This window comes from Polaribacter sp. HA6-7, assembly GCF_055693625.1.
Window position 1 is genome coordinate 1,672,897 of record NZ_CM146338.1, and the last position, 26,226, is coordinate 1,699,122.

At 28.1% G+C, this 26,226-nt stretch carries 30 protein-coding genes and 7 pseudogenes; 14 read left to right on the forward strand and 23 right to left on the reverse strand.

Annotated elements, in window-relative coordinates; translation table 11 throughout:
* Positions 1-72: 72 nt before the first annotated feature.
* Together ACZ1HD_RS09295 and ACZ1HD_RS09300 are read right to left on the reverse strand one after the other, a co-directional pair.
* Positions 73-1,446: pseudogene (locus ACZ1HD_RS09295) on the reverse strand (MFS transporter).
* A 181-nt stretch (positions 1,447-1,627) separates the two neighbouring features.
* Positions 1,628-2,338 carry a M48 family metallopeptidase gene (locus ACZ1HD_RS09300; protein ID WP_472687277.1) on the reverse strand — a complete coding sequence of 237 codons (711 nt, stop codon included), beginning with the start codon at positions 2,336-2,338 and terminating at the stop codon, positions 1,628-1,630.
* Positions 2,339-2,538: 200 nt separating this feature from the next.
* On the opposite strand from ACZ1HD_RS09300, the gene msrB reads away from it, so the two are divergent.
* From msrB to ACZ1HD_RS09330, 6 genes and pseudogenes are all read left to right on the forward strand, one after another.
* Complete coding sequence (gene msrB / locus ACZ1HD_RS09305) at positions 2,539-3,021, forward strand: peptide-methionine (R)-S-oxide reductase MsrB (protein ID WP_472687278.1); 483 nt, start codon at positions 2,539-2,541, stop codon at positions 3,019-3,021.
* Positions 3,022-3,110: 89 nt separating this feature from the next.
* On the forward strand, positions 3,111-3,458 hold the full coding sequence (locus ACZ1HD_RS09310; protein ID WP_472687279.1) for a hypothetical protein: 348 nt from the start codon (positions 3,111-3,113) through the stop codon (positions 3,456-3,458).
* 1 nt (position 3,459) lies between these two features.
* Positions 3,460-3,642: a hypothetical protein gene (locus tag ACZ1HD_RS09315; RefSeq protein WP_472687280.1), complete on the forward strand. Its 183-nt coding sequence runs from the start codon at positions 3,460-3,462 to the stop codon at positions 3,640-3,642.
* Positions 3,629-4,093, forward strand: coding sequence for a hypothetical protein (locus tag ACZ1HD_RS09320; protein ID WP_340933610.1), 465 nt, complete (start codon positions 3,629-3,631; stop codon positions 4,091-4,093). The genes ACZ1HD_RS09315 and ACZ1HD_RS09320 overlap by 14 nt, the downstream gene beginning before the upstream one ends.
* Positions 4,094-4,167: 74 nt before the next feature.
* A pseudogene (gene ffh / locus ACZ1HD_RS09325) lies at positions 4,168-5,497 on the forward strand (signal recognition particle protein).
* A 145-nt stretch (positions 5,498-5,642) separates the two neighbouring features.
* A complete protein-coding gene (locus ACZ1HD_RS09330) occupies positions 5,643-5,819 on the forward strand; it encodes a hypothetical protein (protein WP_472687281.1) in 177 nt (58 codons plus the stop codon).
* Between the two features lie 426 nt (positions 5,820-6,245).
* Here ACZ1HD_RS09330 and ACZ1HD_RS09335 read toward each other — a convergent pair whose 3' ends face one another.
* Entirely contained in the window at positions 6,246-6,494 is a 249-nt protein-coding gene (locus ACZ1HD_RS09335) for a hypothetical protein (RefSeq protein WP_472687282.1), read from the reverse strand.
* 87 nt (positions 6,495-6,581) lie between these two features.
* Here ACZ1HD_RS09335 and ACZ1HD_RS09340 point away from each other — a divergent pair, with 87 nt between their 5' ends.
* The 3 genes from ACZ1HD_RS09340 (at position 6,582) to ACZ1HD_RS09350 (ending at position 8,731) form a co-directional block, all read left to right on the forward strand.
* On the forward strand, positions 6,582-6,767 hold the full coding sequence (locus ACZ1HD_RS09340) for a hypothetical protein (RefSeq protein ID WP_472687283.1): 186 nt from the start codon (positions 6,582-6,584) through the stop codon (positions 6,765-6,767).
* A 195-nt stretch (positions 6,768-6,962) separates the two neighbouring features.
* Positions 6,963-7,841 carry a bifunctional methylenetetrahydrofolate dehydrogenase/methenyltetrahydrofolate cyclohydrolase FolD gene (gene folD / locus ACZ1HD_RS09345; RefSeq protein WP_472687284.1) on the forward strand — a complete coding sequence of 293 codons (879 nt, stop codon included), beginning with the start codon at positions 6,963-6,965 and terminating at the stop codon, positions 7,839-7,841.
* Positions 7,841-8,731, forward strand: a complete 891-nt coding sequence (locus tag ACZ1HD_RS09350; RefSeq protein ID WP_472687285.1) for a YitT family protein — start codon at positions 7,841-7,843, stop codon at positions 8,729-8,731. Before folD ends, ACZ1HD_RS09350 begins: the two co-directional genes overlap by 1 nt.
* On the opposite strand, the gene ACZ1HD_RS09355 is transcribed toward ACZ1HD_RS09350, so the two are convergent.
* On the reverse strand, positions 8,728-9,759 hold the full coding sequence (locus ACZ1HD_RS09355) for an AI-2E family transporter (protein WP_472687286.1): 1,032 nt from the start codon (positions 9,757-9,759) through the stop codon (positions 8,728-8,730). The two genes, ACZ1HD_RS09350 and ACZ1HD_RS09355, sit on opposite strands and share 4 nt — an antisense overlap.
* 120 nt (positions 9,760-9,879) lie before the next feature.
* Between ACZ1HD_RS09355 and ACZ1HD_RS09360 the strand changes: the two genes are divergently transcribed.
* Positions 9,880-10,251, forward strand: a complete 372-nt coding sequence (locus ACZ1HD_RS09360) for a TMEM164 family acyltransferase (protein WP_472687287.1) — start codon at positions 9,880-9,882, stop codon at positions 10,249-10,251.
* A gap of 58 nt (positions 10,252-10,309) precedes the next feature.
* Positions 10,310-10,609, forward strand: a complete 300-nt coding sequence (locus ACZ1HD_RS09365) for a TMEM164 family acyltransferase (protein WP_472687288.1) — start codon at positions 10,310-10,312, stop codon at positions 10,607-10,609.
* Here ACZ1HD_RS09365 and ACZ1HD_RS09370 read toward each other — a convergent pair.
* The 19 genes and pseudogenes from ACZ1HD_RS09370 to ACZ1HD_RS09460 form a co-directional block, all read right to left on the reverse strand.
* Positions 10,578-10,943, reverse strand: coding sequence for a cupin domain-containing protein (locus tag ACZ1HD_RS09370; protein ID WP_077809474.1), 366 nt, complete (start codon positions 10,941-10,943; stop codon positions 10,578-10,580). The two genes, ACZ1HD_RS09365 and ACZ1HD_RS09370, sit on opposite strands and share 32 nt — an antisense overlap.
* Positions 10,944-11,333 carry a hypothetical protein gene (locus ACZ1HD_RS09375; protein WP_472687289.1) on the reverse strand — a complete coding sequence of 130 codons (390 nt, stop codon included), beginning with the start codon at positions 11,331-11,333 and terminating at the stop codon, positions 10,944-10,946.
* Positions 11,334-11,339: 6 nt separating this feature from the next.
* Positions 11,340-11,681 carry a hypothetical protein gene (locus ACZ1HD_RS09380; RefSeq protein WP_472687290.1) on the reverse strand — a complete coding sequence of 114 codons (342 nt, stop codon included), beginning with the start codon at positions 11,679-11,681 and terminating at the stop codon, positions 11,340-11,342.
* A 266-nt stretch (positions 11,682-11,947) separates the two neighbouring features.
* Positions 11,948-13,518, reverse strand: a pseudogene (locus ACZ1HD_RS09385) (helicase HerA-like domain-containing protein).
* 132 nt (positions 13,519-13,650) lie between these two features.
* Positions 13,651-14,799, reverse strand: a complete 1,149-nt coding sequence (locus tag ACZ1HD_RS09390) for a hypothetical protein (RefSeq protein WP_472687291.1) — start codon at positions 14,797-14,799, stop codon at positions 13,651-13,653.
* A gap of 14 nt (positions 14,800-14,813) precedes the next feature.
* On the reverse strand, positions 14,814-15,587 hold the full coding sequence (locus tag ACZ1HD_RS09395; RefSeq protein WP_472687292.1) for a lipocalin family protein: 774 nt from the start codon (positions 15,585-15,587) through the stop codon (positions 14,814-14,816).
* A 137-nt stretch (positions 15,588-15,724) separates the two neighbouring features.
* A complete protein-coding gene (locus ACZ1HD_RS09400) occupies positions 15,725-16,267 on the reverse strand; it encodes a DHH family phosphoesterase (RefSeq protein WP_472687293.1) in 543 nt (180 codons plus the stop codon).
* A 35-nt stretch (positions 16,268-16,302) separates the two neighbouring features.
* Positions 16,303-16,725 (reverse strand): DHH family phosphoesterase, encoded by a 423-nt coding sequence (locus ACZ1HD_RS09405; protein ID WP_472687294.1) that lies wholly within the window; start codon positions 16,723-16,725, stop codon positions 16,303-16,305.
* Positions 16,726-16,895: 170 nt separating this feature from the next.
* Positions 16,896-17,222 carry an outer membrane beta-barrel protein gene (locus ACZ1HD_RS09410; RefSeq protein ID WP_472687295.1) on the reverse strand — a complete coding sequence of 109 codons (327 nt, stop codon included), beginning with the start codon at positions 17,220-17,222 and terminating at the stop codon, positions 16,896-16,898.
* A 47-nt stretch (positions 17,223-17,269) separates the two neighbouring features.
* Complete coding sequence (locus ACZ1HD_RS09415) at positions 17,270-17,476, reverse strand: hypothetical protein (protein ID WP_472687296.1); 207 nt, start codon at positions 17,474-17,476, stop codon at positions 17,270-17,272.
* A 128-nt stretch (positions 17,477-17,604) separates the two neighbouring features.
* Positions 17,605-17,979 (reverse strand): VOC family protein, encoded by a 375-nt coding sequence (locus tag ACZ1HD_RS09420; RefSeq protein ID WP_079736739.1) that lies wholly within the window; start codon positions 17,977-17,979, stop codon positions 17,605-17,607.
* A gap of 50 nt (positions 17,980-18,029) precedes the next feature.
* Positions 18,030-18,761, reverse strand: coding sequence for a helix-turn-helix domain-containing protein (locus ACZ1HD_RS09425; RefSeq protein ID WP_472687297.1), 732 nt, complete (start codon positions 18,759-18,761; stop codon positions 18,030-18,032).
* 174 nt (positions 18,762-18,935) lie between these two features.
* Positions 18,936-19,690: pseudogene (locus tag ACZ1HD_RS09430) on the reverse strand (LytR/AlgR family response regulator transcription factor).
* A 40-nt stretch (positions 19,691-19,730) separates the two neighbouring features.
* Positions 19,731-20,039: a 2TM domain-containing protein gene (locus ACZ1HD_RS09435; protein WP_340933591.1), complete on the reverse strand. Its 309-nt coding sequence runs from the start codon at positions 20,037-20,039 to the stop codon at positions 19,731-19,733.
* Between the two features lie 45 nt (positions 20,040-20,084).
* On the reverse strand, positions 20,085-20,279 hold the full coding sequence (locus ACZ1HD_RS09440; RefSeq protein WP_472687298.1) for a 2TM domain-containing protein: 195 nt from the start codon (positions 20,277-20,279) through the stop codon (positions 20,085-20,087).
* A 102-nt stretch (positions 20,280-20,381) separates the two neighbouring features.
* Positions 20,382-20,606, reverse strand: coding sequence for a 2TM domain-containing protein (locus ACZ1HD_RS09445; protein WP_472689322.1), 225 nt, complete (start codon positions 20,604-20,606; stop codon positions 20,382-20,384).
* A gap of 60 nt (positions 20,607-20,666) precedes the next feature.
* A complete protein-coding gene (locus ACZ1HD_RS09450; protein ID WP_079736744.1) occupies positions 20,667-20,990 on the reverse strand; it encodes a 2TM domain-containing protein in 324 nt (107 codons plus the stop codon).
* Positions 20,990-22,351, reverse strand: a complete 1,362-nt coding sequence (locus ACZ1HD_RS09455) for a 2TM domain-containing protein (RefSeq protein WP_340933585.1) — start codon at positions 22,349-22,351, stop codon at positions 20,990-20,992. The genes ACZ1HD_RS09450 and ACZ1HD_RS09455 overlap by 1 nt, the downstream gene beginning before the upstream one ends.
* 29 nt (positions 22,352-22,380) lie before the next feature.
* Positions 22,381-22,794, reverse strand: a complete 414-nt coding sequence (locus tag ACZ1HD_RS09460) for a DUF2141 domain-containing protein (RefSeq protein WP_472687299.1) — start codon at positions 22,792-22,794, stop codon at positions 22,381-22,383.
* Positions 22,795-23,414: 620 nt separating this feature from the next.
* Here ACZ1HD_RS09460 and ACZ1HD_RS09465 point away from each other — a divergent pair.
* The 3 pseudogenes from ACZ1HD_RS09465 (at position 23,415) to argC (ending at position 26,180) form a co-directional block, all read left to right on the forward strand.
* Positions 23,415-24,030 (forward strand): annotated as a pseudogene (locus ACZ1HD_RS09465) (GNAT family N-acetyltransferase).
* Positions 24,027-25,201, forward strand: a pseudogene (locus ACZ1HD_RS09470) (argininosuccinate synthase). Before ACZ1HD_RS09465 ends, ACZ1HD_RS09470 begins: the two co-directional pseudogenes overlap by 4 nt.
* Positions 25,202-25,203: 2 nt before the next feature.
* Positions 25,204-26,180: pseudogene (gene argC / locus ACZ1HD_RS09475) on the forward strand (N-acetyl-gamma-glutamyl-phosphate reductase).
* The last annotated feature ends 46 nt before the right edge of the window (positions 26,181-26,226 follow it).

Here is a 26,226-nt window from a genome sequence, read left to right on the forward strand (position 1 = left end):
ATTGAACATTTGTGTTTATAAAAAAAGTGTCACTAAACAGTGACACTTTTTTTAAATAATTTTATTCTAAAATTAATGAACGTGTTCCGTTCTTTTTAAAGTACTTAATACAATTAAAGCAGCTACAAAAAACAAAGCCAAAGAAAGAACACTCCACTGCATAGAGTCTGTTAAATAGATTAAGAATCCGAATACAAAAGTTCCTAATACAATTGCTATCTTTTCTGTAACATCATAAAAACTAAAATACGTTGCATTGTCTTGAGTTTTTGGTAAAAGTTTAGAATATGTAGATCTTGTTAAAGATTGAATTGCACCTAACACCAAACCTAATAATCCGCCTAAAGCATAAAAATAAATTTCTACATTTTTTAATTCTTTTTCTAGCATAAAAGCAGAAAAACAAACTAAAATCCATATGAAAATAGTGATTTTTATTGCCATAAAATTTCCTAATTTTTTAGAAACGTTAGAAAAAACCCAAGCACCTAAAATAGCAACAAACTGAATAAGTAATACCGTTACAATTAAATTTGTAGTACCTAAACCTAATTCTGATGAACCAAAAATTGTTGCTAATAAAATAATTGTTTGTACACCAACACTCAGTAAAAAGAAAGCAATTAAAAAGTTTCTTAAGGTTGGATATCCTTTTAATTCTATCCAAACTTTTTTTAGTTCTTTAAAACCCTTCCAAATAAAATCTTTTCTGGTTTTCTATTGTAAATATTGTTTGGCAATTTTTTAAATGTTAATTGTGCAAAACCAATCCACCATAAGCCCACCATAACAAAAGATATTCTCATGGCCTTTAATGATGCTGCATTTTTAGCATCTTCTATAGCTTTTTCAATTTCTAAACTGTTACCGGAAGATAATATAGTCTCAGAAATACTGGTATCAAAACCAAAAGTATTAGGAGCTAAAATCATTCCTAAACAAATTAAAAGTAAAATTATAGAACCAATATAACCATGAATAAAACCTTTAGCACTTGCAGCATCTTGTTGTTCCGGATGCGCAACTTCAGTAAATAAGAATTGTAAAAAACAATACTAGACCAAAAACCAATACTTGCTAAAATTGTACAAATAATACCTATCCAAGCGGTGTTTAAATCTTTAAAGAAATACATAGAAATTACAGACAAACCACCAAGCCAACAAAAGAATTTCATAAACTTAAGTTTGTTACCCGTATAATCTGCAATAGCAGATAAAATTGGAGACATAAATGCAACAACTAAAAAGAAAAAGATAAAGCGTAACTGTATAAAGTATCCGGGTAATCCCATTTCATGCCTAAAAATGTTACAATTTCATCTTTTGTTATGGCGCTATAAAATAAAGGGAAAACAGCAGTACTAATAACTAAAGAATACACAGAGTTTGCCCAATCATAAAAAGCCCAAGCATTAATTAATTTTTTATCTCCTATTTTTAACATATCGTTTTTTTAAATAAAAATGCCGTTCAATGTGTATTGAACGGCATACAATATAGTAAAAGTTTTTACCTTTTAAATTATTTTTATTTTGCGGCTACATTAAATTTAGCTGCATACTTTCTTGCGGTAGGTAAATACGTTTTTAAATCTTGAATTCTAGATTCGTTAGAAGGGTGTGTACTTAAAATTTCCGGTTGAGAGCTTCCGCCGGATTTCGGCTCATTCTTACCCAAACTTCTGCAGCTTCTGTACCATCATAACCAGCCATAATCATAAATACCAATCCTAATCTATCTGCCTCTTGTTCGTGAACTCTACTAAACTTTAAAACTCCTAAACCAGAACCTATTCCAAAAGCAGTATTCCATAATTGTTGTGTTTTTGCATCTTTACCAGAAGTACCTAAAGCCACAGCTAATCCTCCGATTTGTTGTAATTGTCCTTGAGACATTCTTTCTTGACCATGTTTAGCAAATGCATGTGCAACCTCGTGCCCCATAACTGCTGCTACTCCATCAACATTTTTACAAATTGGCATTATACCAGTATAAAAAACCACTTTTCCTCCTGGCATACACCAAGCGTTTACCGTATTGTCTTCTACTAAATTAAATTCCCATCTATAAGCCTCTGCTTCACTAGTCATATTATTGGCTCTCATAAATCGATCTACAGCAGCTGCAATATTTGTACCAACACTTTTTACTTGATTAGTCATGGTTCTATTTGTAGAAAGTTTATTTTCTTCTAAAAAACCTTGATATTGTGCAAAACTTGCAGGTAAAACTTGTGAATCACTTACAAAATTAACTCTACTTCTACCTGTAATAGGAACTTTACTACATTCTGAAAAAAGAATAACAGTAAATAATAAAATGGCTATTTTCTTCATTTTTGATTGTTTTTATTCTAATATTTTATTTTCGATAGCAATTTATAAATTTTATTATTAGAATTTGAACTATATCAGTTTTAATCTTAACTGAAAAAGAAAATCACTTTAAAATGAATTTTAAAAAAAGTAAATTTGTGTAAGTTTTCGATAGCTATATCGACAAAATAATTCAATAAAAACTTAAAAACAAAATCATCATGAATAAAATATTTTCATTAATTATTATTTTCTCTTTTTTTAGTTGTGTTGGTAATGCTCAGAAAAAATCTGATAAAACCAAAACGTACAAAATATCAAAAACAGATGCACAATGGAAAAAAGAACTAACAGAACAGCAATATTATGTGCTTAGGCAAGCAGGCACAGAAAGACCACATTCTAGTGAATTAAATAAAATAAAAACGCCAGGAACATTTGTATGTGCTGCATGTAAAACACCTTTATACGAAACAAAACATAAATTTATTTCTGGAACAGGATGGCCATCTTTTGATAGAGCAGTTAAAGGAAACGTAGAATTAGATGTAGATTATAAAATTGGTTATGCAAGAACAGAACTTAAATGTAATACTTGTGGTGGCCATTTAGGGCATTCTTTTGATGATGGGCCACAAGAAACCACAGGAAAACGTCATTGTATTAACGGAGTTGCTTTAGAATTTATTCCGAAACAAAAATAATTTGTAATCATTTTAATGATATAAGAGCTTTAGCAAAGCTCTTTTTTTATGCTTTAAATTTTGTATATTTATTGATATAATTATTCTGAATGAATAAAAAAGAAATAATAGAATTGTTACAAACTAATCATGATATTTTAATCGATTGGTTAGAAAAACAACCCAAAGAAATTTGGGAAAAAGGTCCTTCTGATAAATGGACTACTGGGCAGCATGTTCTGCATCTGGTTAACAGTTTTCAATTATTAAACAAAGCTTTAAACTTTCCGAGATTCTTTTTAAAACACAAATTTGGTTTGTGCAACAGAGAAACAAGAGATTACGATACGGTTGTTAAGAATTATCAAAATAAATTAAAAGGCAATGAAGATAAGGCGAGAAAATTTAATAGTAAATTAAAAAAACCTTCTTTAAAAAGTAGAAAAAATACTTCGTAAATTGTCTTTATCTAATAAAAAACTTCAAAATAAAGTTAGAAGAAAAAGTGATTTAAATTTAGACCGATTAGTTATTCCACATCCTTTAATGGGTAAAATGACTATTAGAGAAATTGTTATGTGGTCTGCATATCATTTAGAACATCACACTACTATTCTTTCAGAAAAATATGAAAACTTATAAAGTATCTTTATTAAAAAACTGTTTAGATAAACCATACTTAACATTTCTAGCGTTTAGCATTTCGTTCATCATCTTAGGTATTGTAAATAATAATCTTATAAATATCGATTTTATGGATATTTACATGACTATAAGTATCAATTATTGGTTCTATGTATCTGCTGTGTATTTTTTATTAATTGCTTTTAATTATTATATTTTAAAATGGACAGGCAAAAAACCAAATAAATGGCTCACTATTTTACATTTAATTACCCAAATTTCATCATTAGTAACCTTAATGATTTCTCAATATTTTAAAACCCTAAAAACATATAATAATTTAGATTACAAAAACTTATACAATTATAGTTCATTATTATTTACAATAGCAATTATATTTTTCTTGATTTCTATTTTTTTACATTTTACAAACTTTTTTACCGCATTATTTTTAAAGAAAAACTTGTAAAAAAAGGCATTAATAACTTTCTTAAAATTCTTGTTAATTTATTATATTTGTGTTTCCAAAAAAAGACACAAATTATGTTTAATAATTTAAGCGATAAATTAGATAAAGCCTTACACACCCTTAAAGGACACGGTAAAATTACAGAAGTAAACGTTGCAGAAACTTTAAAAGAAGTTAGAAGAGCGTTATTAGATGCCGATGTTAACTTTAAAATTGCAAAACAATTTACTAAAAGTGTTCAAACAAAAGCAATAGGACAAGATGTATTAACTACATTAAATCCTGGGCAATTAATGGTTAAATTAGTTAAAGATGAACTAACAGAACTAATGGGTGGTGAAACTGTAGGTGTTAACCTTGGTGGATCACCAACCGTAATTTTAATGTCTGGTTTACAAGGTTCTGGTAAAACAACTTTTTCTCGGAAAATTAGCTAACTTCTTAAAAACAAAAAAAGCAAAACAAGTACTTCTTGTTGGTTGTGATGTTTATAGACCTGCAGCAATTAACCAATTACAAGTAGTTGGTGAGCAAATTGGTGTAGAAGTATATGCAGAAGTTGGTAATAACAATCCTGTAGAAATTTCTAAAAACGCTATACAACACGCCAAAGCTAATGGCAAAAATGTTGTAATTATCGATACTGCTGGTCGTTTAGCTGTTGATGAAGAAATGATGACAGAGATCTCTAATATTCATAAAGCAATTACGCCACAAGAAACGCTATTTGTTGTAGATTCTATGACAGGGCAAGATGCAGTTAATACAGCAAAGGCCTTTAATGATATTTTAAATTTTGATGGTGTTGTTCTTACAAAGTTAGATGGTGATACTCGTGGTGGAGCTGCGTTATCAATTAAATCTGTAGTAGACAAACCAATTAAATTTATTGGTACTGGAGAGAAGATGGATGCTATAGACGTTTTTCATCCTGATAGAATGGCAGATAGAATTCTTGGAATGGGAGATGTTATTTCTCTTGTTGAAAGAGCTCAAGATCAATATGATGAAGAGGAAGCTAGAAAATTACAGAAAAAAATTGCAAAAAATCAGTTTGGTTTTGATGATTTCTTAAATCAGATTCAGCAAATAAAGAAAATGGGAAGCATGAAAGACCTTATGGGTATGATTCCTGGTGCTGGTAAAGCAATGAAAGATATTGATATTGATGATGATGCTTTTAAAGGTATTGAAGCAATTATACATTCTATGACACCATCAGAAAGAAGCACACCAACAACTATTAATGCTAGTCGTAAGAAAAGAATAGCTAAAGGTTCTGGTACATCGGTTACAGAAGTAAATCAATTGATGAAGCAATTTAATCAAATGAGCAAGATGATGAAAATGATGCAAGGTGGTGGTGGCAAAAAAATGATGCAAATGATGAAAGGAATGAAATAAAATAAATATAAGCTGCAATTTTGCAGCTTTTTTTAATTAATAAATGTACATTTTTTTGCAAACGTTATTCAAATCAAAAAATAAAAGAATCCTTTTCTTTATATCTTTTGGTGTCTTACTATTTCTGTTATCTTTTAAAAATGGAATGTTTTGGGATAATGTATTGTTTGCTTCAAAAATGGGTAATCATCTGTATGAAAACTCTTTATTCGACTGGAACATTCCTATTAGTTTCGATCCTGGTCATCCGCCTTTTTTAGGTTTTTTATTAGCCATTTTCGGAAAATTTTTGGTCATGAATTATGGGTTTCTCATTTATTGATATTACCTTTTACTATTGGGTTCTTTTTTCAAATTAGAAAATTTATTTCCTATTTTATAGAAGCTTCTAATAAGCACTTCTTTTTATTTATTCTAATAATTGCAGAACCAAGCTTAGCAACCTCTTTTGTTATTGTTAATCCAGAAATAATTATTCTATTTTTCTTTTTTTAGTTGTAAACTCGATTCTATTTAAAAACGATTACTTAAAATTTATTGGTCTTATATTTTTAAGCATTATATCATACAGAAGTATGATGTTAGTTGCAGGAATTTTTCTTTTTGATGTGCTGAATAAATTATACATTCAAAGAGAGAAAATAAATTCTATATTAAATTTTAAATTCCTATTAATTTATTTTTTTGGCAATATAACTGGCATCTCTTTTGTGGTTTGGAGACTTATTACTAAAGGTTGGTTGCAAACTCATCCAAATTCTCCTTGGGCTAGTTTATGGCAATTTGTTGATATTAAATGGTTTGTTAAAAACTGTTTTATTTTAGTACAAAGATATTTAGACTTTGGTAAAATTTTTATTTTCTTATTTTTAATTATTTCATTCATTATTTTTGGTAAAAAAACAATAAACTCTGTTAAAAATAAACAGTTGTTATTATTATCAATTTCTTCTGTATTTTTTGTTATTCTAGTTTCATTAATATCTACTAACACCATTGGGCATCGATATTTTATAGTTTCTTACATTGTATTTATCACATTATCTTTTAGAATAATTATTTTCTTTTTTACTAGAAAAAAATTATGTACAGTATCTTATTTCTTGGTCTTGTAACCGGTAATTTATGGATTTATCCAAAGGAAATCTCACAAGGTTGGGATGCTACTTTAGCCCACATTCCTTATCATTCTTTGCGCTTAGAAGCTATTAATTATTTAAATAAAGAAAATATTAATGTCGAAGATGTTGCTAGTTTTTTCCTAACTTAACCAAATTAGATTTTGTTGATTTTAAGGGAGACACAAGATCTTTTCAAAAATTTAATAAAAAAACAAGTACGTTTTTTACGCCACAGTTTTTAATTTATCTGATGATGAATTAAAAAGTTTAGAAAATGACTATACCATATTAAAAGAATTCAATAATTTTAACATAACTATCAATATTTATATTTTAAAAAAACAATGATTTTATTAGACGGAAAAAAGACATCTGCAGACATTAAAGAAGAAATTGCTTTAGAAGTTAGAGACTTAAAAGACAAAGGCCATAAAACGCCTCATTTAGCTGCGGTAATTGTAGGTAACGACGGTGCTAGTATAACTTATGTAAATGCAAAAGTAAAAGCATGTGAACGTGTTGGCTTTGAATCTACATTAATTAGACTTTCAGAAGAAACTACAGAAGAAGAACTACTTAACGAAATTGCTGTTTTAAATGTAGATAATGATATTGATGGCTTTATTGTACAATTACCATTACCTAAACACATAGACGAGCAAAAAATATTAATGGCAGTAGATCCTGAAAAAGATGTTGATGGATTTCACCCAACTAACGTTGGTAAAATGGCTTTAAACTTACCAACATTTATTTCTGCAACTCCTTTCGGAATTTTAGAATTATTAGATAGATACAACGTAGAAACATCAGGTAAACATGTAGTTGTTTTAGGAAGAAGCCATATTGTTGGTAGTCCAATGAGTATACTTTTATCTCAAAAACGTAAAGTTGGTAATGCAACTGTTACAATGTGCCATAGTAGAACAAAAAACTTAAAGGAAATTACATTACAAGCAGATATTGTAATTGCTGCAATTGGTATTCCAGAATTTTTAAAAGCAGACATGGTTAAAGACAATGTAACTGTGATTGATGTAGGAATTACACGTTTAGCAGATTCAACTAAAAAAAGTGGTTTTAGATTGGTTGGCGATGTTGCTTTTGAAGAAGTTTCTAAAAAATCTGATTTTATTACGCCGGTTCCTGGTGGAGTTGGTCCTATGACAATTGCAATGTTATTAAAAAACACTCTTTTAGCTTGTACTAGAAAATCTAAATAATGTCAATTAAAAATGTAACCACTTACCTATCAGAATATTTTCAAATATTTGTTGGAATCGTTTTAACAAGTTTGGGCTTGAAAGCCTTTTTATTACCAAACGGATTTCTAGATGGTGGTGTAACTGGTATTGCACTTTTAGTAAGAACGCAAGTAGACATTAACATGTCTTATCTATTGTTAGTATTCAGTATACCTTTTTTAATATTAGGTTATTTTACAGTTTCGAAAAGAATTGTAATCAAATCTATTATAAGTATTTTAGGCTTAGCCTTGTTTATTCATTTAGAGAACTTTCAAACTATTACCAACGATAAACTGCTAATTTCAATATTTGGTGGTTTATTGGTTGGTTCTGGTATTGGAATAGCGATAAGAAATGGTTCTGTTTTAGATGGATCTGAAATTTTGGGTGTTTACTTAAACGATAAATTCGGAATAAGCATCGGTAAAATTGTATTATTTTTTAACATTATTCTATTCGCAATAACAGCTTTTGTGGTTTCTGTAGAAGTTGCACTCTACTCTATTTTAACATATATAATTGCTGCTAAAGTTACAGATACCGTAATAGAAGGCTTTGAAGATTTTATTGGTGTAACAATAGTTTCTAGAGAACATAAAATTATTAAAAAAGCTATTTTAGAAGAATTGGGTGTAGGTTTAACAATTTACAAAGGATCTTCTGGTTTTGGTAGCAACGGCAAATCAGAAGATTTTGATATAATCCATTCTATAATCAATAGAATTGATATTAAAAAAATGTATCGAATTGTACAAAATTTAGATGAAAATGCATTTATTGTAGAGTTTGATGTAAATAGTGTTAAAGGCGGAGTTTTAAGACATTATATTAACAAGAAGAAAAACAAAAAACTACCAATTATTTAGAGTACATTTTCTTCTGATCTTTGTGCACCAAATTCTTTTCTATAAATTCTTACTATCACTAAGAATAAACTTATTAGTAATGGTCCAAAAATTAAACCAATAAATCCGAATAAAGGCACACCAACAATAACACCAATTAATGTAATTAACGGATGTACATTATCTAATTTCTTTAAAACAAACAGCCTTATAATATTGTCTGTAGAACCTACTACAACTAAACCATAAATTAGAATTCCCCAAGCTGCAAAATTGTTACCTGTAGAAATTGTTAAAATAAAAACGGGTAAGATTCCTATAAGAGTTCCCACAAACGGAATCATAGAACCTACAGTAACAATTATAAACCAAAAGAAAGGGTCGTTAATTTCAAAAATTAAAAAACCAATTAAAGCAATTATACCTTGACCAATAGCAACTAACGGAATACCAATTGCATTAGAACGAACCATTGCTTGAGATTCTTCTCCTATAATTTTTAAATTCTTATCACTTATTGGTATGTATTGATACAAAGAATTTCTAAGTTCTGATCTATTGGTAAACATATAATACAACATAAAATACATGATACCAATTGCTATAAAAATATTAAATGTTCCGCCTGCAAAACCTTCTAAATTACTTGTAACCCAAGTAGAAACTTCAGACACATTAATTTTTTCAGCTAAATCATAACCAAATTTATTTTCAATTTTACCAAATATATCTTTTAGGGCCTGTGTAACTTCTGCTGAATTTTTAACTGCATCTCCTATTTTACTGCCTAACATCATTAATAAACCTGTTACCGGTAATAAAATGCATACAAATGATATCAACATTAAAAATATTGCTGCTACATCTGGATGCCATTTTCTTTTTACTAAAATAATCATCCATTTTCTTAGCAAGACATACACAGTTATAGCACCTAAAACGCCCGATAAATAAGGCATCATTTCCTTAAAAATCAAAATACCTATAACTAATATTAATAATAAAACAAATACTTGTCTTATGGTTTTGGGTGCAATTGTATCATTCATAAAATAGATTTTATGCAATTTATTAAATTATAAATCTATATATTGTAAAAATCAATTATAAATTTAACTCATTTAAACCTCATAATATTAGAGGTAACAAAATTATATTTAGTACGTTTTATGGATTTCTTTTTGAAGGAAAACAATGATTTTACACCTTTTACAAATCAACACTTAAGTGTAGTCGCTTGTTTAATTATTTTTGGATTTCTTTTACTTTTATTTGCAAAAAATCAATCTAAAAGAAAACAAATATTAATAGGAAATATATTTGCTTTCAGTCTTTCTTTTACCGTAATATTAGGTACAATTATAAACTTTTATAAAGGAAACTTTAATTATCAAAAAGACTTACCATTGCATTTGTGTAGTTTTATGGCAATTATTATACCTGTTTTGTCACTTACCGGAAAACTTATATACTACGAAATTCTTCTATTTTTAGTCTTTGCAGGAACTTTGCAGTCTTTAATAACACCGAGACGAAAGTAATTATTTAAATTTTAAGTTTTTTAGATATTGGTTTGTACACGCAGGACTAATCATTTTTATGTTATATGCCACGTTTATATATAAAATGAGACCCACTATAAAAAGTGTAGCAAAATCATTTTTAGCAATGCAAATTTATATGATAATTATGTTTGTATTAAATTATTTCTTAGGTTCTAACTATTTTTACACCAATAGAAAACCGGATGCTGAAACCTTATTAGATTTATTCGGAGAGTGGCCAAAATACATTTTTGTAGTAGAGATTATAGTAATCCCTTACTTTTTACTAATTTATTTACCTTTTTATATCGCAAAAAAAGGTCTTAATTTTCTTCTCGATTTACTAAATCGATAGAAAATGCAGGTAAACAAACTGCAAGATATTCACAAGGTTCATCAAAAGGATTTGAATATTGCACTCTAGTATTTTTTTCAATTTTAATAGACTCGCCTGTTTTTAAAATAACAGTTTCTCCATCTATAATAAATTGCTTTTTACCTTTAATAATATAAGTGTATTCGTCAAATTCTGGTGTTTGAAATGGCTCACTCCATTTAGATGGCGCAACCATATGTGCAATACTTATTTGAGAATTACCATCAGTTGCATTACCAAAATGTTCTTCTATTAATTTACCATCTGTTGTTGGTACAACAAACGGAGATTTCTGAATTGTATATTTTTTCATTTAATAAACGATGTTAAATTCTCTTCTTATAATTTGTTCATTTCTATTAAGACTATCGTATTTATTTTCTTCAAAATAATAAGAAACAGCTTTATTTAAAACTTCTGAATCTAGTAAAGAATTTGATAATGTAGAAAGTTTAAAATTAGATCTATTATTTGCACCGATAACTAATCTTAAAGAATTTAGTAAAGATTTATCATCTAGCAAGCAACCAATAATACCTATAGACTCGTGTTCTGAAACATAACATTCATTTAAAATATCTCTTTCTATCTCGTTAATTTTAATATCATTATCAAGATAATATTGAAGAATAATTCTTCTTTCGAATTCAGAATTTGGTCTTAAAATTGAATCTTTACTATTTTCTATAGAATACGTGCTCATATTCTATTAATTAAACCAAACAATAAAAGATTTCATTTTTGCTAAATCAGGAATTTGTTCTAAAGTTACATTCTGAGTAGAAAAATCTTTTAAGCCTAATTCTTCTTTGTCGATTCCTATAGTTGCGTTTAAATCATCTATAAATAATGTTGCAGTAGAAAAAGTAGACTCTACTCTATTTATATTATTGTTTAAGTTTATTTCAGAAAAACTAGAATTAATATTGATACCAGATTCAGTAGCATATCTTGAATCATGAATTTCGATACTTTTAATTGTAGATACAGAATCTAATTGTTCTTTAGGTACAATTGTTAGTTTTAATTTCCCTCCTTTTTCATATACCAAATACTCGTCATCATCTTGAAAATAATTATCACCTAAAGCCCCTTCACTTAAATTTTTAACAATAGAATCATTTTCAAAAATTTCATCTAATTCTTCAATAGTTGTTTTTGGTGTTAAATGACCTACTTTACCTTTTTCTATTGTAAATCTTCCTCCATCGCCACAACTAATTACTAAAAGTGAACATGCAATTATTACTATTGATAATATATTTTTTAATCATACTTGGTAGTTTATACGTTTATAACGTGCTATATCTATTTTTGTTATTTTAAAACTTTTTTTAATATTCCGAAGGCTGCTCTTATAAAGGTAGCACTTGTAAGTACTTTTACAATTGGGTTTTGAGCTGTACTTCTTCTTCTAGAATAACTTCTAGAAGCTTTTTCTTCTCTTTTTCTTTCTCGTTCTTTTTCTTTTGCTAGTTTTTCTCTTTCCTTCTTTACTTCGGCTTCTTTAATTGCTTTTGCTTCAGCTAAATTTACTTTTTCAATTTTAGAGTTTAGCAACTCATAAGCGCTTTCTCTATCTAAATTTTCATTGTATTTATAAAAAAGTCTCGAATTATTAATAACACTTTTAAGTTCTTTGGGTGTTAAAACATCCATTCTACTCATTGGTGCTCTTAACATTGTTCTAGCCAATGGTGTTGGTATTCCTTTTTCGTTTAAAACAGAAACAAAGGCTTCACCAATACCTAATTGAGTTAATACTTCTTTCGTATCGTAATATTCAGAATCTGGATAATTCTCTGCAGCCAATTTAATTGCTTTTCTGTCTTTAGCAGTAAACGCTCTTAATGCATGCTGAATTTTTAAACCCAATTGTGCTAAAATATCTTCTGGTACATCTTTAGGGTTTTGCGTTACAAAATACAAACCTATACCTTTAGAACGAATCAATTTTACAATACTTTCTATTTGATTAAGCAATGCTTTAGAAGCTTCTTCAAAAACTAAATGTGCTTCATCAATAAAAATTACCAATTCTGGTCTACCAGAATCTCCTTGCTCGGAAAAGTTTCATAAACTTCTGCCAATAGTTGCAACATAAATGTAGAAAACAACTTTGGTTTGTCTTGAATATCTGTTAAACGTAAAACTGAAATTATTCCTTTACCGTCTTCATCTATTCTTGTTAAATCTTCTACATCAAAAGATTTTTCACCAAAAAACAAATCACCACCTTGTTGCTCTATTTCTACAATTTTACGTAAGATTGCACCTGTACTTGCAGTAGAAATTCGACCATATTCTGCTTGAATCTCTTCTTTACCTTCTTGCGTTACAAATTGTAATACCTTTTTAAAATCTTTAATATCTAACAACGGATATTTATTGTCATCACAATATTTAAAAATTATAGATACAATTCCGCTTTGTGTTTCTGTTAAATCTAAAATTCTAGATAACAAAACTGGTCCAAATTCTGATATTGTTGCACGCAACCTTGTACCATCTTGTTCAGATATGGTTAAAACTTCAATAGGAAATTTTTGAGCAGTAAATTCAAATCCAATTTTTGCATGACGTTCGTCTATTTTTGCATGTCCTGGGCTTGGTTGTGCTAAACCAGAAAGGTCTCCTTTTATATCCATTAACAAAACCGGAATTCCTTTTTCTGAAAGGTTTTCTGCTAAAACTTGTAAAGTTTTGGTTTTTCCGGTTCCTGTTGCACCAGCAATTAAACCGTGCCTATTTAAAGTTTTTAAAGGAACTTTAACAATGGCGTTTGTTATGGTTTCTTCACCTAACATTGCAGCGCCTAACTCAATAGACTCACCTTTAGTTTTGTAGCCATTATTAATGTATTCAAAAAATTCTTCCTGCTGACTCATCTTCGTAAATTTTGATAAAAATAATCAAACTTTAACATTTAAGAAATTATTTGAAGATTATAATTAATTTATTTAATAATTTCTACAAAGAAATCTGGTTCATTATCCGTATGTGTTTCATTATAAGAATCTCTAGGAAAACCGAGAAGATAAACTAATTATATTACCTTTTTTATCTTGTGATATAAATAAAGGATAACCTTTTGAAGAAAATGTGTTGATTTCATTATTTTGAAGGTTATAAATTATTACTTCTTTTTTATAATTTTGATCAAAGTTTGAAATACCAGGCTTATTATTTGTACCATAAATTTTAGTGCCTGAATAATTAAAATTGGATATTACTAAAGGATTTGTAAAAGTTAAGACTTTGGTGAAATCATTACTATCATATAAAGTATTTCTATTTTTATTTAAGATATAAGAATTGCTTTGATTTACAATTACATCACTATTAAGTTTAAAATTTAAAGGTATTTCTTTAACACCTTTATTTGTTATATTTCCTTGGTTATCTATAGAGTAATGTATTGCCCTACCTTCGTTATTATGACTTACTAGAATTGAATTTTCATCAATTTTAGTAATATCATAATTACCACTACCTTGATGATCTGTAAAATGCAATTTCTTATCTATAAGAGTAAAACTTTTTTCATCTCTCTTAAAAGTATAAACATTATCATTATCAGTCAAAATCCAAACGTTGTTTCTTAAATAATTAAAACTATTTATACTTAAAAAATCTGTATCTAATGCATATTTATAATTAAGTGTTTCTGCATCATAAGCCCATAATTGATTACTTTGAGGGAAAATCAATTCTTTTCCATATTCTGAGTTAATTAACTTCATTTCAACTTCTGTATAACTAACTGGTAGTTTAAATGCCTCTTTAATAACTTTATTTGTCAAACAATCGTATTTAAATAATTTAGTTTTATTTGCAGAATTTCTACCATAAATATAAAACGAACTACTTTCCGCATCAAAATTTAAATATTTTATATATTCTAAATCTAATATTTCTGGTCTAGTAAAATTAGTTTCAACTACAGATTTAGCATTATTTAAATTACTAACATTTCCAAATATATTATGTACAAATATTGAATAAACAGGATTATTTACATAAGGTGGGCTTTTATCTAAAAATTCGGTAATATTTACATCTGTTATAATCTTGACGCTTTCTATATGCGAATTAGAATTTTTATTCTGATCTTGTACTTTTATTTCATAGTGAGAAAAGTAATAACCCGAATATTTTTCCCAAGACAAGTTTATTTCATCACCTATAACATCAACATTATTAAAAATAACATTACTTGGTAAAATAAATTCGGATTTACATATCTTGGTTCACTTTGCGCTAAAAGACCTTTATTTGTATATATTTTTAGGAAATAACATGCTTCACCTTCTCTAATTGGGTTATTATCTATAAAATTATTCAGACTAGCATTTTCTATCGTTTTTATTAATGTTGCAGAATTTAAATTGCAGCCTTTACCACTTCTGTAAATTTCATATTTTACAAAGTTATTATAGCCTTTATATGCATCCCAACTAAATTCAATATGATTAGAAAACGGTGGTTCTTCTTTTCTCTGAAAAGTAGAAGTATAAATATCTACTTCATTTGGTGGTATATATCTATAAGCTGTAAATGTAAATTTCTCCTTAACTGCATCCCCATCAATATCTAAATCAGCTATAAAAACAAAATTATCTTTACTAACATTTTTGATTTTAATTATTTGATTATCTGAAGAGTTTTCAGATGTCAATTTAATTATTCCATTATCTAAAGTCCAATTTAACTTATTTTGAATAGGTACACACGTAGTATTTTCTTGATATAGAAACTCATTATACTTGCCAGATTCATTGTATGTAAAAAAATCTCTGCCACATTCTTCGAAGTTTACAGGAACTTGCGCTTCTTTACCATTAATTTCTACTTTATAAATAGACCAAACACCAAGCAAATCTTCCTTTTTAGCATCTTTCTGTATAATATCTGGTTCAGTAAAATTATCATCCTCACCACAAAATGAGAAAGTCAACAATAAAAAAACATAAAATTTGACAAATTTTACTCTTAGCAATAGAACAATAAAAAAACCCGTAACCTTTCATAAAATTATTTTGCAATAAAAATAAAGAAAGTTTACGAGTTTAAAAGCTATTTAACTTAATACTCTTAATTAGAAAAATATTCCGGAATTAAACTTTTAAGTTTTACCAATGTTTCTTCTACAGACAATTCACTCATTCCGCCAGCTGCATTTGCATGACCACCACCATTAAAATGTTCTTTAGCTAGAACGTTTACAGGATTTTCTGCTCCTTTAGATCGAAAAGAAATTTTCATAATTCCGTCTCTTTCTGTAAAAACTATGGCGGCTCTCATGCCTTTTATTGATAAAACTAAATTTGCCAAATTATCGGTATCTCCTTTAACATATTTATATTTTGCCAATTCTTCTTTAGACAAAGAAATTATAGCAACATTATAATCATATAAAACCTCTAACTTTTCGCTCATTGAAAAACCTTGTAAGCGCAAGCGAGTTTCTGTATTATTATCACTCAATTTTTCGTGAATTAAATGATGCTCTACACCTGCATCTAATAATTTAGCCAAAACCTCATGCGTTCTTGGTTTTACAGAATTAAATCTAAAACTACCGGTATCTGTTAAAATACCTAAATACAACGGAGTACCTATTTTAGCGTCTAACACATCTAAATTATCAGACTGCTCTATTAAATCTACAATTAATTGTGATGTTGATGATGCCGTTGTTTCAGAAACAATAATATCAGGAAAATCTTCGGATTTAAATGATGATCTATCATTATTTTCTTAGCAGTAGAAGCTGCCAACAAAGATTCCATTTCACGCCCTACTCTGTTAATTGAATTGTAGTCTAAACAAAAAATTAAATCTGCTTTACTAATTTTATTTGTAACTTCTTCAGAATTTTCATCCATTAAAAGTATTTCTGATGTATCTAACCAATGTAAAAAACCGGGTGCTTTATCGGGATGACAAATTACTGCAGATTTACCCAATTTCTCTATAAAATGAAGTAATCCTAAGGATGATCCAACAGAATCTCCGTCTGCAGATTTATGAGCTGTTATTACGATGTTTGTAGCTGCTAATATTTCAGCTTCAATTTTCTTATAAATATTCATGAAAATTATTTTTATAATTACTTTAGAAGAGTAATTATTTTAAAGTTCGCGAAGTTAGGATTATTATTGAAGTGAAATAATAATTTCAATTTAAAAATTGAAATCTATCATAAAAACAAAAAAGGAAGCTTTTAAGCTTCCTTTTTTATAATTTGTATATTTTTTTAAGTTTAAAAGAAATAACCTACAGAAATTTGAAATACAGAATTCTTTACGCTACTTTCAGATTCTTTTGCAACATTAGATAAGCCTAAGTTGTAACGAGCACTAAAATTTAAACCGCTGTCTAATTTATAACCAGCACCAAAATTTAAACCAAAATCTACAGTTTCAAATTCATCTTTAATATCTGTTTCACCTGAATCTCCACCAATTTTTGCTTTTGCTTTTGCAGACAATAAAAAACCTACTTGAGGACCAAATTCTAAGCTAAAACCTTCTGCGGCATAAAATTTAGCTATAACTGGTACGTTTAAATAATCTAACTTTAAAGTCAAATCTACATCACTTTCTTCTTCTAATTTAGCTCCTTGTGCAGAATAAATTAATTCGGTTGAATAGAAAATTTATCTGAGATTTCAAATTCTACAACAGCACCAACATTAAATGATGTTCTTGTTATATTGTCTTCAACATCTTCACCACTTACATTCGCAAAATTCACACCTGCTTTTGCACCAAAATTTACTTCTTGGGCATTTGCTGTTAACCCTGCTGCTAAGATAGCAACAGCCAATAATACTTTTTTCATAATTACAATTTTTTGAGTTTTTATCAGGACAAACATATAATTAAATTCAAAAAAATAAAAATAAAAACTTGTGAATTTTGAACCGAAAAATAGCAAGAAATAAATTATATACTTAAAAATTACATTTACTATTCCATAGAATGTAATCCAATTGAATTACCATCAATATCCTCTAGAATCGAAACAAAACCAAATTCTCCAATAGACATTTTAGAACGGATAGTTTTACCGCCTGCTTTTTCTACCAAACGTTCTTCTGTTATACAATCTTTAGATTCAAAATAAATAATTGTATTGTTATTACATTTTACAAAATTTTCTCTTTCTACTAACGCACCGGTAATGTTAAGCCCTTTTGGATCAAAAGGAAAACCAGCTTGTTTACCAAATTCTACAGGAAAATCTACCAATTTTATATTAAATACAGTTTCATAAAACTCTTTAGCATTTTTTAAATTTGATACATGAATATCGAACCAATTTACAGGATTTACATTTTTCATCTTCTTTTTGTTTTAATTATTTTGTTGCTTAATTGCAATACAAAGATGCGCTAAGATGAAATCTTAAAATTGTAAAAATGGGACATATTATTTTTTTGATCAAAAATTAAAGACATTTTTAAATTGTCACCATAAAATTCTTTAGGAGTTAATCCTGTAAATTCTTTAAAGTCTTTAATAAAATGTGCTTGGTCAAAATATTCGTTTTCATAAGCCAAATCCGTTAGACTAGTAACTTTATTATTTAACATTGACTTTAAAGCATGTTGAATTCTAACAGTTTTAGAAAGTTGTTTTGGGCTTAGACCTATTGTTGATGAAAATTTACGAGTTAATTGTCTTCTACTAGTATTATTTTGTTTCGATAATGTATCAACAGAATATTGACCATTTACTGCTAAAATAGTATCAATAGTTGATTTTACAATTGAATCGATGGTGTATTTATGCTTCAATTTATTAATTAAAAATGCTTCTATGCATTCAATTCTTTCGTCTGTAGAGTTTGCATTTAAAATTTCATCTCCTAACAGTTTACCTTCTAAACCAAATAACGTTTCTAATAGAATGGCAGTGTTTTGAATACTTTTTATTGATAATTTACAAAAAGGTAAAAAACCATTAGGTTGAAATCTTACCACAAAAGAACCCGTAACTCCCAAAGGTTCTACAATATATGGTTTGGTAAGCTGACCTATTAGAAAACATTTTGGTAAAATTGAGCTAGTATTATTATCAAAATGATGTTTATAAGTATCACCATAATGAAATATCAGTTTCATTGTTCCGTCTGGAATTATAGTGTTTTTTTCGGGGTATTTTCAAAATCACTTTCTAATGTCCAATAACACTTTACCCATTCTTTTAAATTCTCTTGAGGTTCAAATATTTTATGATTCATTTATGCAATTTTTAAAAGATTTAGTTGCTACTAATTTGGGTGATTTTTTTAAATATCATTCAATCCAATTTTTAAAATCTTTTACTCGTTCTCTACTTACAATAATTTCTGAATCTTGATACGTATTTAAAATCAATTTTAAGCGTGAATTAGAATAGGCAATGATATCTTTAATCGAATTTATATTGATAATAAAAGTACGGTTTACTCTAAAAACTTTTCTGGATCTAGTTGTTCTTGCCAGTTTTCTAAAGAGCCATCTAATAAATAATTCCTATTTTCTGATGTATGAATGTATGTAGCTTTATTTTCGCTATAAAAACATTCAACTTCATCAATATTAATAATTTTAATATGTTGCCCAACTTTGATTGAGATTCGTTTTTTAAATTTACGATCTACAGGATTTACCAAAAGTTTACGGATATCATCTAAGTTTACTTGAACGTCTGATTGCTTTGGTTGGTTTTCTTTAAATTTTTTTACAGCAACCTTTAATTCATCTTCATCTAAAGGTTTTAACAAATAATCTATACTATTTAATTTAAACGCTTTTAAAGCATATTCATCATAAGCCGTTGTAAAAATTATTGCAGACTTTACTTCTATTTCTTCAAATATTTCAAAAGACAAACCGTCTGATAATTGAATATCTAAAAATATTAAATCCGGGTGCGGATTGTTTTGTAACCAACTTAAAGATTCTTCTACAGAATGTAGCATTTGTTGTACTTCTATATCTAATTCTGCTAACATTCTGTTTAATCTTCTTGCAGCAGGTTTTTCATCTTCAATTATTAATACGTTCATAGAAATTGTTTTCTTTTTTACTTTTTATGAATGAAATGTTTTATTTCATAAACTCTTTCATTTTTCTTTCTTCCCAATCTTTACCAAAAATAGTAATCACATCATAAGTTCTAAATGCATCAAATATTAAGAAGATTCCCCAAATTAACCAAAACGGAATGTGTTTAAATCCGTCACTATCATATTGATTGCTCAATATAAAGTTTCCAAATATTTTAAACGAAAATTTCCAAACAAATGTTAAAAATAAATTTACTATTAGATAAGTAACTACATGTTTGTAAAACTTTTTAATGTTTTCTACTTTCTTTCTTGCTTTTGCATATTTGTATTCATCTGCATTTTTCATAATTACCTTTTGTTGTCTCTATCGTTTTGTCTGTCTAAAATCTCATTAATTTTTTTCTTCCCAATTAGAGCCAAAACCAATAGAATTAAATCCGAATACACCTAACCAATGAAAAAACATACCGATTCCCCAAAATAACCATGTAGAATAGGTGCCGAAATTGGTTAATGCTACTTTAAAATTATAGCCATTTTGCATTAAACCAAAAATAACAATTCCGCTAATAAAAATATTTACCAACACAAAAACTATTAAGTGAATGTAGAAACCTTTAATGGCTTTTACTCTTTTTTTGCTTTAATATATTGCTGTTCTTTTCTAAAATCTTTTTCCATAACAGTTTTAATTATTATTCATTAATTCTTTAATTTTCTTTTCTTCCCAATTTTCTCCAAAACCTAATAAGTTCATGCCAAAAACCGCAAACCAATGAGAGAAAAGACCAATACCCCAACCGCATAAAGAAAACCAAAACCAATGAAAACTAGGATCGAATTTTAAATTTATAAAGATTAAAGTTGGTATTACAATGCAGTAAACGGTTAAGTGAGAATAGAAACCTTTGATCTTTTTTACCCTTTTTTAGCAACAAAAAGTTTTTGTTCTTGTGTATAATTTGCCTCCATTTTATTGTCTATAATTTTGTTCGTTCATAAATTTATCTATCTTTCTTTTTTCCCAATCATTTGTAAAAAAGATATTTAAACCAAATGTATTTATAGCTTGAAAAGCGATTCCTATTCCCCAAAACAACCAAATTTTATAGTTGCTATTGTAAAACACTGCTTGTGTAAAAGTACTACCATCATTTATATCACCAACAATAAAAATTGCACTTAAAAAAGTATTAACTACAATATAAACTGCTAAATGCTTGTAAAACTTACTTAACCTTTCAACCTTCTTTTTTGCTAAAATATAGTTTTGTTCTTCTGTATAATTCGTTTTCATTATCTGTAATTTTTTTGCTGATTTTCTTTATCCATTATCTCTTTAATTTTTCTGTCCTCCCAATTATTTCCTAAGAAAATATTGTAATTATTAACTTCTAAGAAGTGAAAAATTAAGCCCATTCCCCAACCAAAAATTGGAAACCAAAACCAGTGAAATCCTGGAGAAAATCTTAAATTGATAAATATTAAAAAAGGTATTACAATACAGTAAGAAGCTAAATTCTGATAAAATTCTTTTAATTTTTCTACTTTTTCTACTGCTTTTACATATTTGCTGTTTTCTAAATCGTCTGTGTACATAATGTCATTTATTTTATATAAGAGAGGCAAGCTCACCTTAAAAGTTTTGTTATTGTTTTCTATTTTCACTCCTTTCTGAGTGATTAATCCGTATCTATCTGCAATATTTTGCAACCCAACTTTGGTGCTTTTACCTATTGCTTCTTTAGGATTGATGTTATTTTCTATGATTAAATAATTATCTTCTTCATAAATTGATATTTCTAAAGGTTTTGAAGATGAAACCACATTGTGTTTTACTGCATTTTCTAGTAATAATTGCAGTGATAATGGCACAATTTTAAGATCGTTGTTACTTACAAGATCTGGTATATTAAATTTTACAGCATCTTCAAAACGCATACCTAATAATTGCATGTAGGTTTTTGCAAAATTTAACTCTTCGGTAATTGGTACTAAATCTTTATTTCTTTGTTCTAAAACGTACCTATAAACTTTAGAAAGTTTGGTTGTAAATTTTTCTGCTTGATTAGGGTTTTCTCCAATTAAACTCGTTAAAACGTTTAAACTATTGAATAAAAAATGAGGATCTAACTGATTTTTAAGAGATTCAAACTTTGCAGTTTCTGTTTTCGCCACAATTTGTTGTTGCGTGCTTTCTTTGGTCATTGCCTTTTTCCAGTTGATCATAAAACCCTTTGCATGAAAAAAAACGGCAACTCCAAGAGAAAAAACGATGGCAAATAAATGAACCCAAATTAAAAATCCTTTAAAAAAATCTTCGAATTTGTAACCAAATATTAAAATGTATTGCACATAATGAATAATTAAAACTGCAATAACAGTATAAATAAATGTTGCTACAACACCTGCCCAAACTCTACTATTCGTTTCGGTAACCCAATCCCATTTTTTGTTTAAGAATTCGTTTAAAATTCCGTTTCCTAAACCTAATGTAAAAGAATACATAGCAGATATTAAAAATGTTAGAGCCATTCCTTTTACTGTAAACTGTTGATTTATCAGTATAAATACTACTCCTAAAATTAAAGCAAGCTTTAAAGAAATTAACAAATCTTTTCTTAATTCTTTAAATAAATTCGAGTTGGTTGCAAACATTTTTACTATTTAATTTTATAAATAAATTCTTAAAATTTTATCTCTAAAGATACATCTTTATCAGAAACTGTAAATTTAGAATCTTCAAAATTTGGAGGTCCAAAACTCATAACATTATTAGATGCACCGTAATCTTCTAATGGCATTCCGTTAGATCTAAAATCCATTTTATCGTTGTCATTTCTGTCATGGTAGCAAATAATTGCATAATCTCCAGGGATTATATCTTTAAAGACAACGACACTTTTACCTTCTATAATTTTAGATGCTGATGCTTTTATTGGTTTTAATCTAAAGTTAGATTTGTCATACAGCGCAAATCCTACTTTACGAGAATCTGAAGTTACATTTACTACAGTTGCAGTTATTGTTTTGTTTTGCGCAATTAAATCATTTGTTAATGTTAACATTGCGATTACTAAAAAAGATACTAAAGTTTTCATGTTGTGTGGTTTTTGTTATTAATTATGGTTCAAAGATGCAACACAAGTACAGTTTTTAAAACTAAACAATACCGAACTGTAAAATTTGTATGATGAATTGTAAAAAAATTAAAATTTCTACCTCTTTTAATTAAAAATCTGAATGATAACTTAGTTTTAATTAGTTATAATATGTAATTAGAGATGACTTTATGTATAGAAAAATTAATAATTATGAATTGATATAGGTATATTTTAATAAATTGATAAAAATTAAAAATTCTTTTCTTTTTTTATTTCTGTATTTAAAAAATACTATACTTTTACCACATGTTTATAACAGAAAATAAAATAAATACAATGGTTCCCGGATTGCGACGACGCAATACTAATCGCTAATATCTTTTTTAGCAACAAGAAGAGAGAGTACCATAATTTTTATTTTTTTATAATCATGTTTCACACACAAAACTTACAAAGCCTACAAAACCAAATAATTACAATTTATAGTAATTGTATTTCTGTACGCCGCTTTTTCTCACCTCGCCCTTTGGGTGTTTAGTAAGTTATGGAATTAGGTGAGTCCAATTCTGCATTCAAAAACAAATATCAAATACATTTAAATTTTAAATATCAATACAATGGAAATTGTAATTGCTAATAAATCACATATAATTTACGCAGATATTATTTGTAAGACAATAGAAGACGCTGCTCAAGTAAGAGGAACTGGTATTGCCAAAAGAAAGCGCGAATACGTTGCCAAAAAAATGGAAAATGGCAACGCTGTTATTGCTTTAGATGGTGGAATGTTTGCCGGTTTTTGTTATATAGAACAATGGGGTCATGGTAAATTTGTTGCCAACTCTGGTCTTATAGTGCACCAGATTATAGAAATATTGGTTTAGCCAAAAAAATTAAACTTGTAATTTTTAAACATTCTAGAACCAAATTTCCGAAGCTAAAGTCTTTAGTATTACAACAGGTTTAGCTGTAATGAAATTAAATAGCGATTTAGGTTATAAACCAGTAACTTTTTCTGAATTAACAGACGACCAAAGCTTTTGGGATGGTTGCCAAACATGCAGAAATTTTGATGTTTTAACAAGAACTGATAGAAAAATGTGCTTGTGTACAGGAATGTTATTTGATCCAAAAAACAATAATAAAGAAGCCACGAAAGAGGTTAAAGAAAACGTTTTTAAAAGATTAAAACATATAAAACAAAACTTGTTTTTAAAAAAAGATAAAAAATGAAAAAATTAGTAATTGCATATAGTGGTGGTTTAGATACTTCTTATTGTGCTGTAAGTTTATCTAAAGATTATGATGTACATGCTGTAAGTGTAAACACAGGTGGTTTTACATCCGAAGAAATTAAAAATATAGAAAGTAACGCTTATAAAATGGGTGTTACAACCTATAAAAATATAGATGCTGTAGCTACTTTTTACAATAAAGTAGTTAAGTATTTAATTTTTGGTAATGTTCTAAAAATGCCTCATATCCACTTTCTGTTAGTGCAGAAAGAATTATTCAGGCAATAGAAATTATAGAATATGCAAAAAGCATAGATGCAGAATATATAGCACACGGTAGCACTGGTGCGGGTAATGATCAAGTTAGATTTGACATGATTTTTCAAACTTTAGCGCCAAACATTAAAATTATTACACCTATTAGAGATCAAAAATTATCTAGACAAGAAGAAATAGATTATCTAAAATCTGAAGGAATTGACATGAATTGGGAGAAATCTAAGTATTCTGTTAATAAAGGCCTTTGGGGAACAAGTGTTGGTGGTGTAGAAACTTTAAAATCTGAAAAACCTTTACCAAGCGAAGCATATCCTTCTCAATTAGAAAAAGAAGGAGAAGAAAAAGTAACGTTAACTTTTAAAAATGGTGAATTTGTGGCTTTAAACGGACAAGAAAATAAGCCGAGAGATAAATATTGAAAATCTAAACGAAATTGCTTCTAAATATGCAATTGGTAGAGATATTCATGTTGGTGATACAATTGTGGGTACTAAAGGTAGAGTTGGTTTTGAAGCTGCCGCGGCATTAATTACAGTTAAGGCGCATCATTTATTAGAAAAACACACGCTTACAAAATGGCAGTTACAACACAAAGAGTATTTATCTAGTTTCTACGGAATGCATTTACACGAAGGTCAATATTTAGATCCTGTAATGAGAGATACAGAAGCTTTTTTACAAAGTTCGCAAAAAATGGTTTCGGTAATGTAGTGGTTTCTTTAAAACCATATCATTTTACTTTAGACGGAATAGTATCTAACCACGATTTAATGTCTAGTGCTTTTAGTACTTATGGTGAAGAAAATAAAGCTTGGACAGCCGATGACGCGAAAGGTTTTATAAAAATTATTGGGAATCAGAATAAAATATACAAACAAGTAAATTCTTAATTATGTTAGAAGTAGGAATTATTGGTGGCGCAGGTTATACTGCAGGAGAATTGATTCGATTATTATTAAATCATCCAAAGACAAACATAAACTTTGTATACAGTACTTCTAATGCTGGCAACAAATTATATAAAGTTCATCAAGATTTGGTGGGTTCTACAGATATTAGTTTTTCTAGTGAAGTTAATGCTGATGTTGATGTTTTATTTTTATGTTTAGGACATGGAAATTCAACCGCTTTTTTACAAAAAAATAGTTTTTCTGATACTACAAAAATTATTGATTTAAGTAATGATTTTAGACTAACTGCTGATAAAAACTTTGAAGGTAAAGAGTTTGTATACGGATTACCGGAATTGCAAAAAGAAGCAATAAAATCTGCTAAATTCATTGCAAACCCTGGTTGTTTTGCTACCGCCTTACAATTGGCAATTTTACCTTTAGCTGCAAACGGATTGCTAAAAAATGATGTTCATATTAATGCCGTAACAGGTGCAACTGGTGCAGGTACTTCTTTATCTGCAACTACTCATTTTACATGGCGAGACAATAATTTTTCGCATTATAAAGCTTTTAATCACCAACATTTAGGCGAAATAAATCAGACAGTTAAACAATTGCAAGCAGATTTTAATAGTGAAATTAACTTTATGCCAAATAGAGGCGATTTTTCTAGAGGAATTTTTGCAACAACATATACAAAATTTGATGGCACTTTAGAAGAAGCGAAAACAATTTATAAAGAACATTATAAAGACGCCGCTTTTACAATTGTTTCTGATGAAAGTATTTTTATGAAACAAGTTGTAAACACAAATAAATGCTTGGTACAACTAGAAAAACATGGCAACAAATTATTAATTACAAGTACAATTGATAATTTATTAAAAGGCGCTTCGGTGCAGCGATTCAGAACCTAAACTTAATGTATGGCTTTGAAGAAACGTTAGGTTTAAATTTAAAAGCAAATTATTTTTAAGAAGCCAAAGTCCGCGTTAGCGATTGAAGTGGCATCCTTTTTTTGT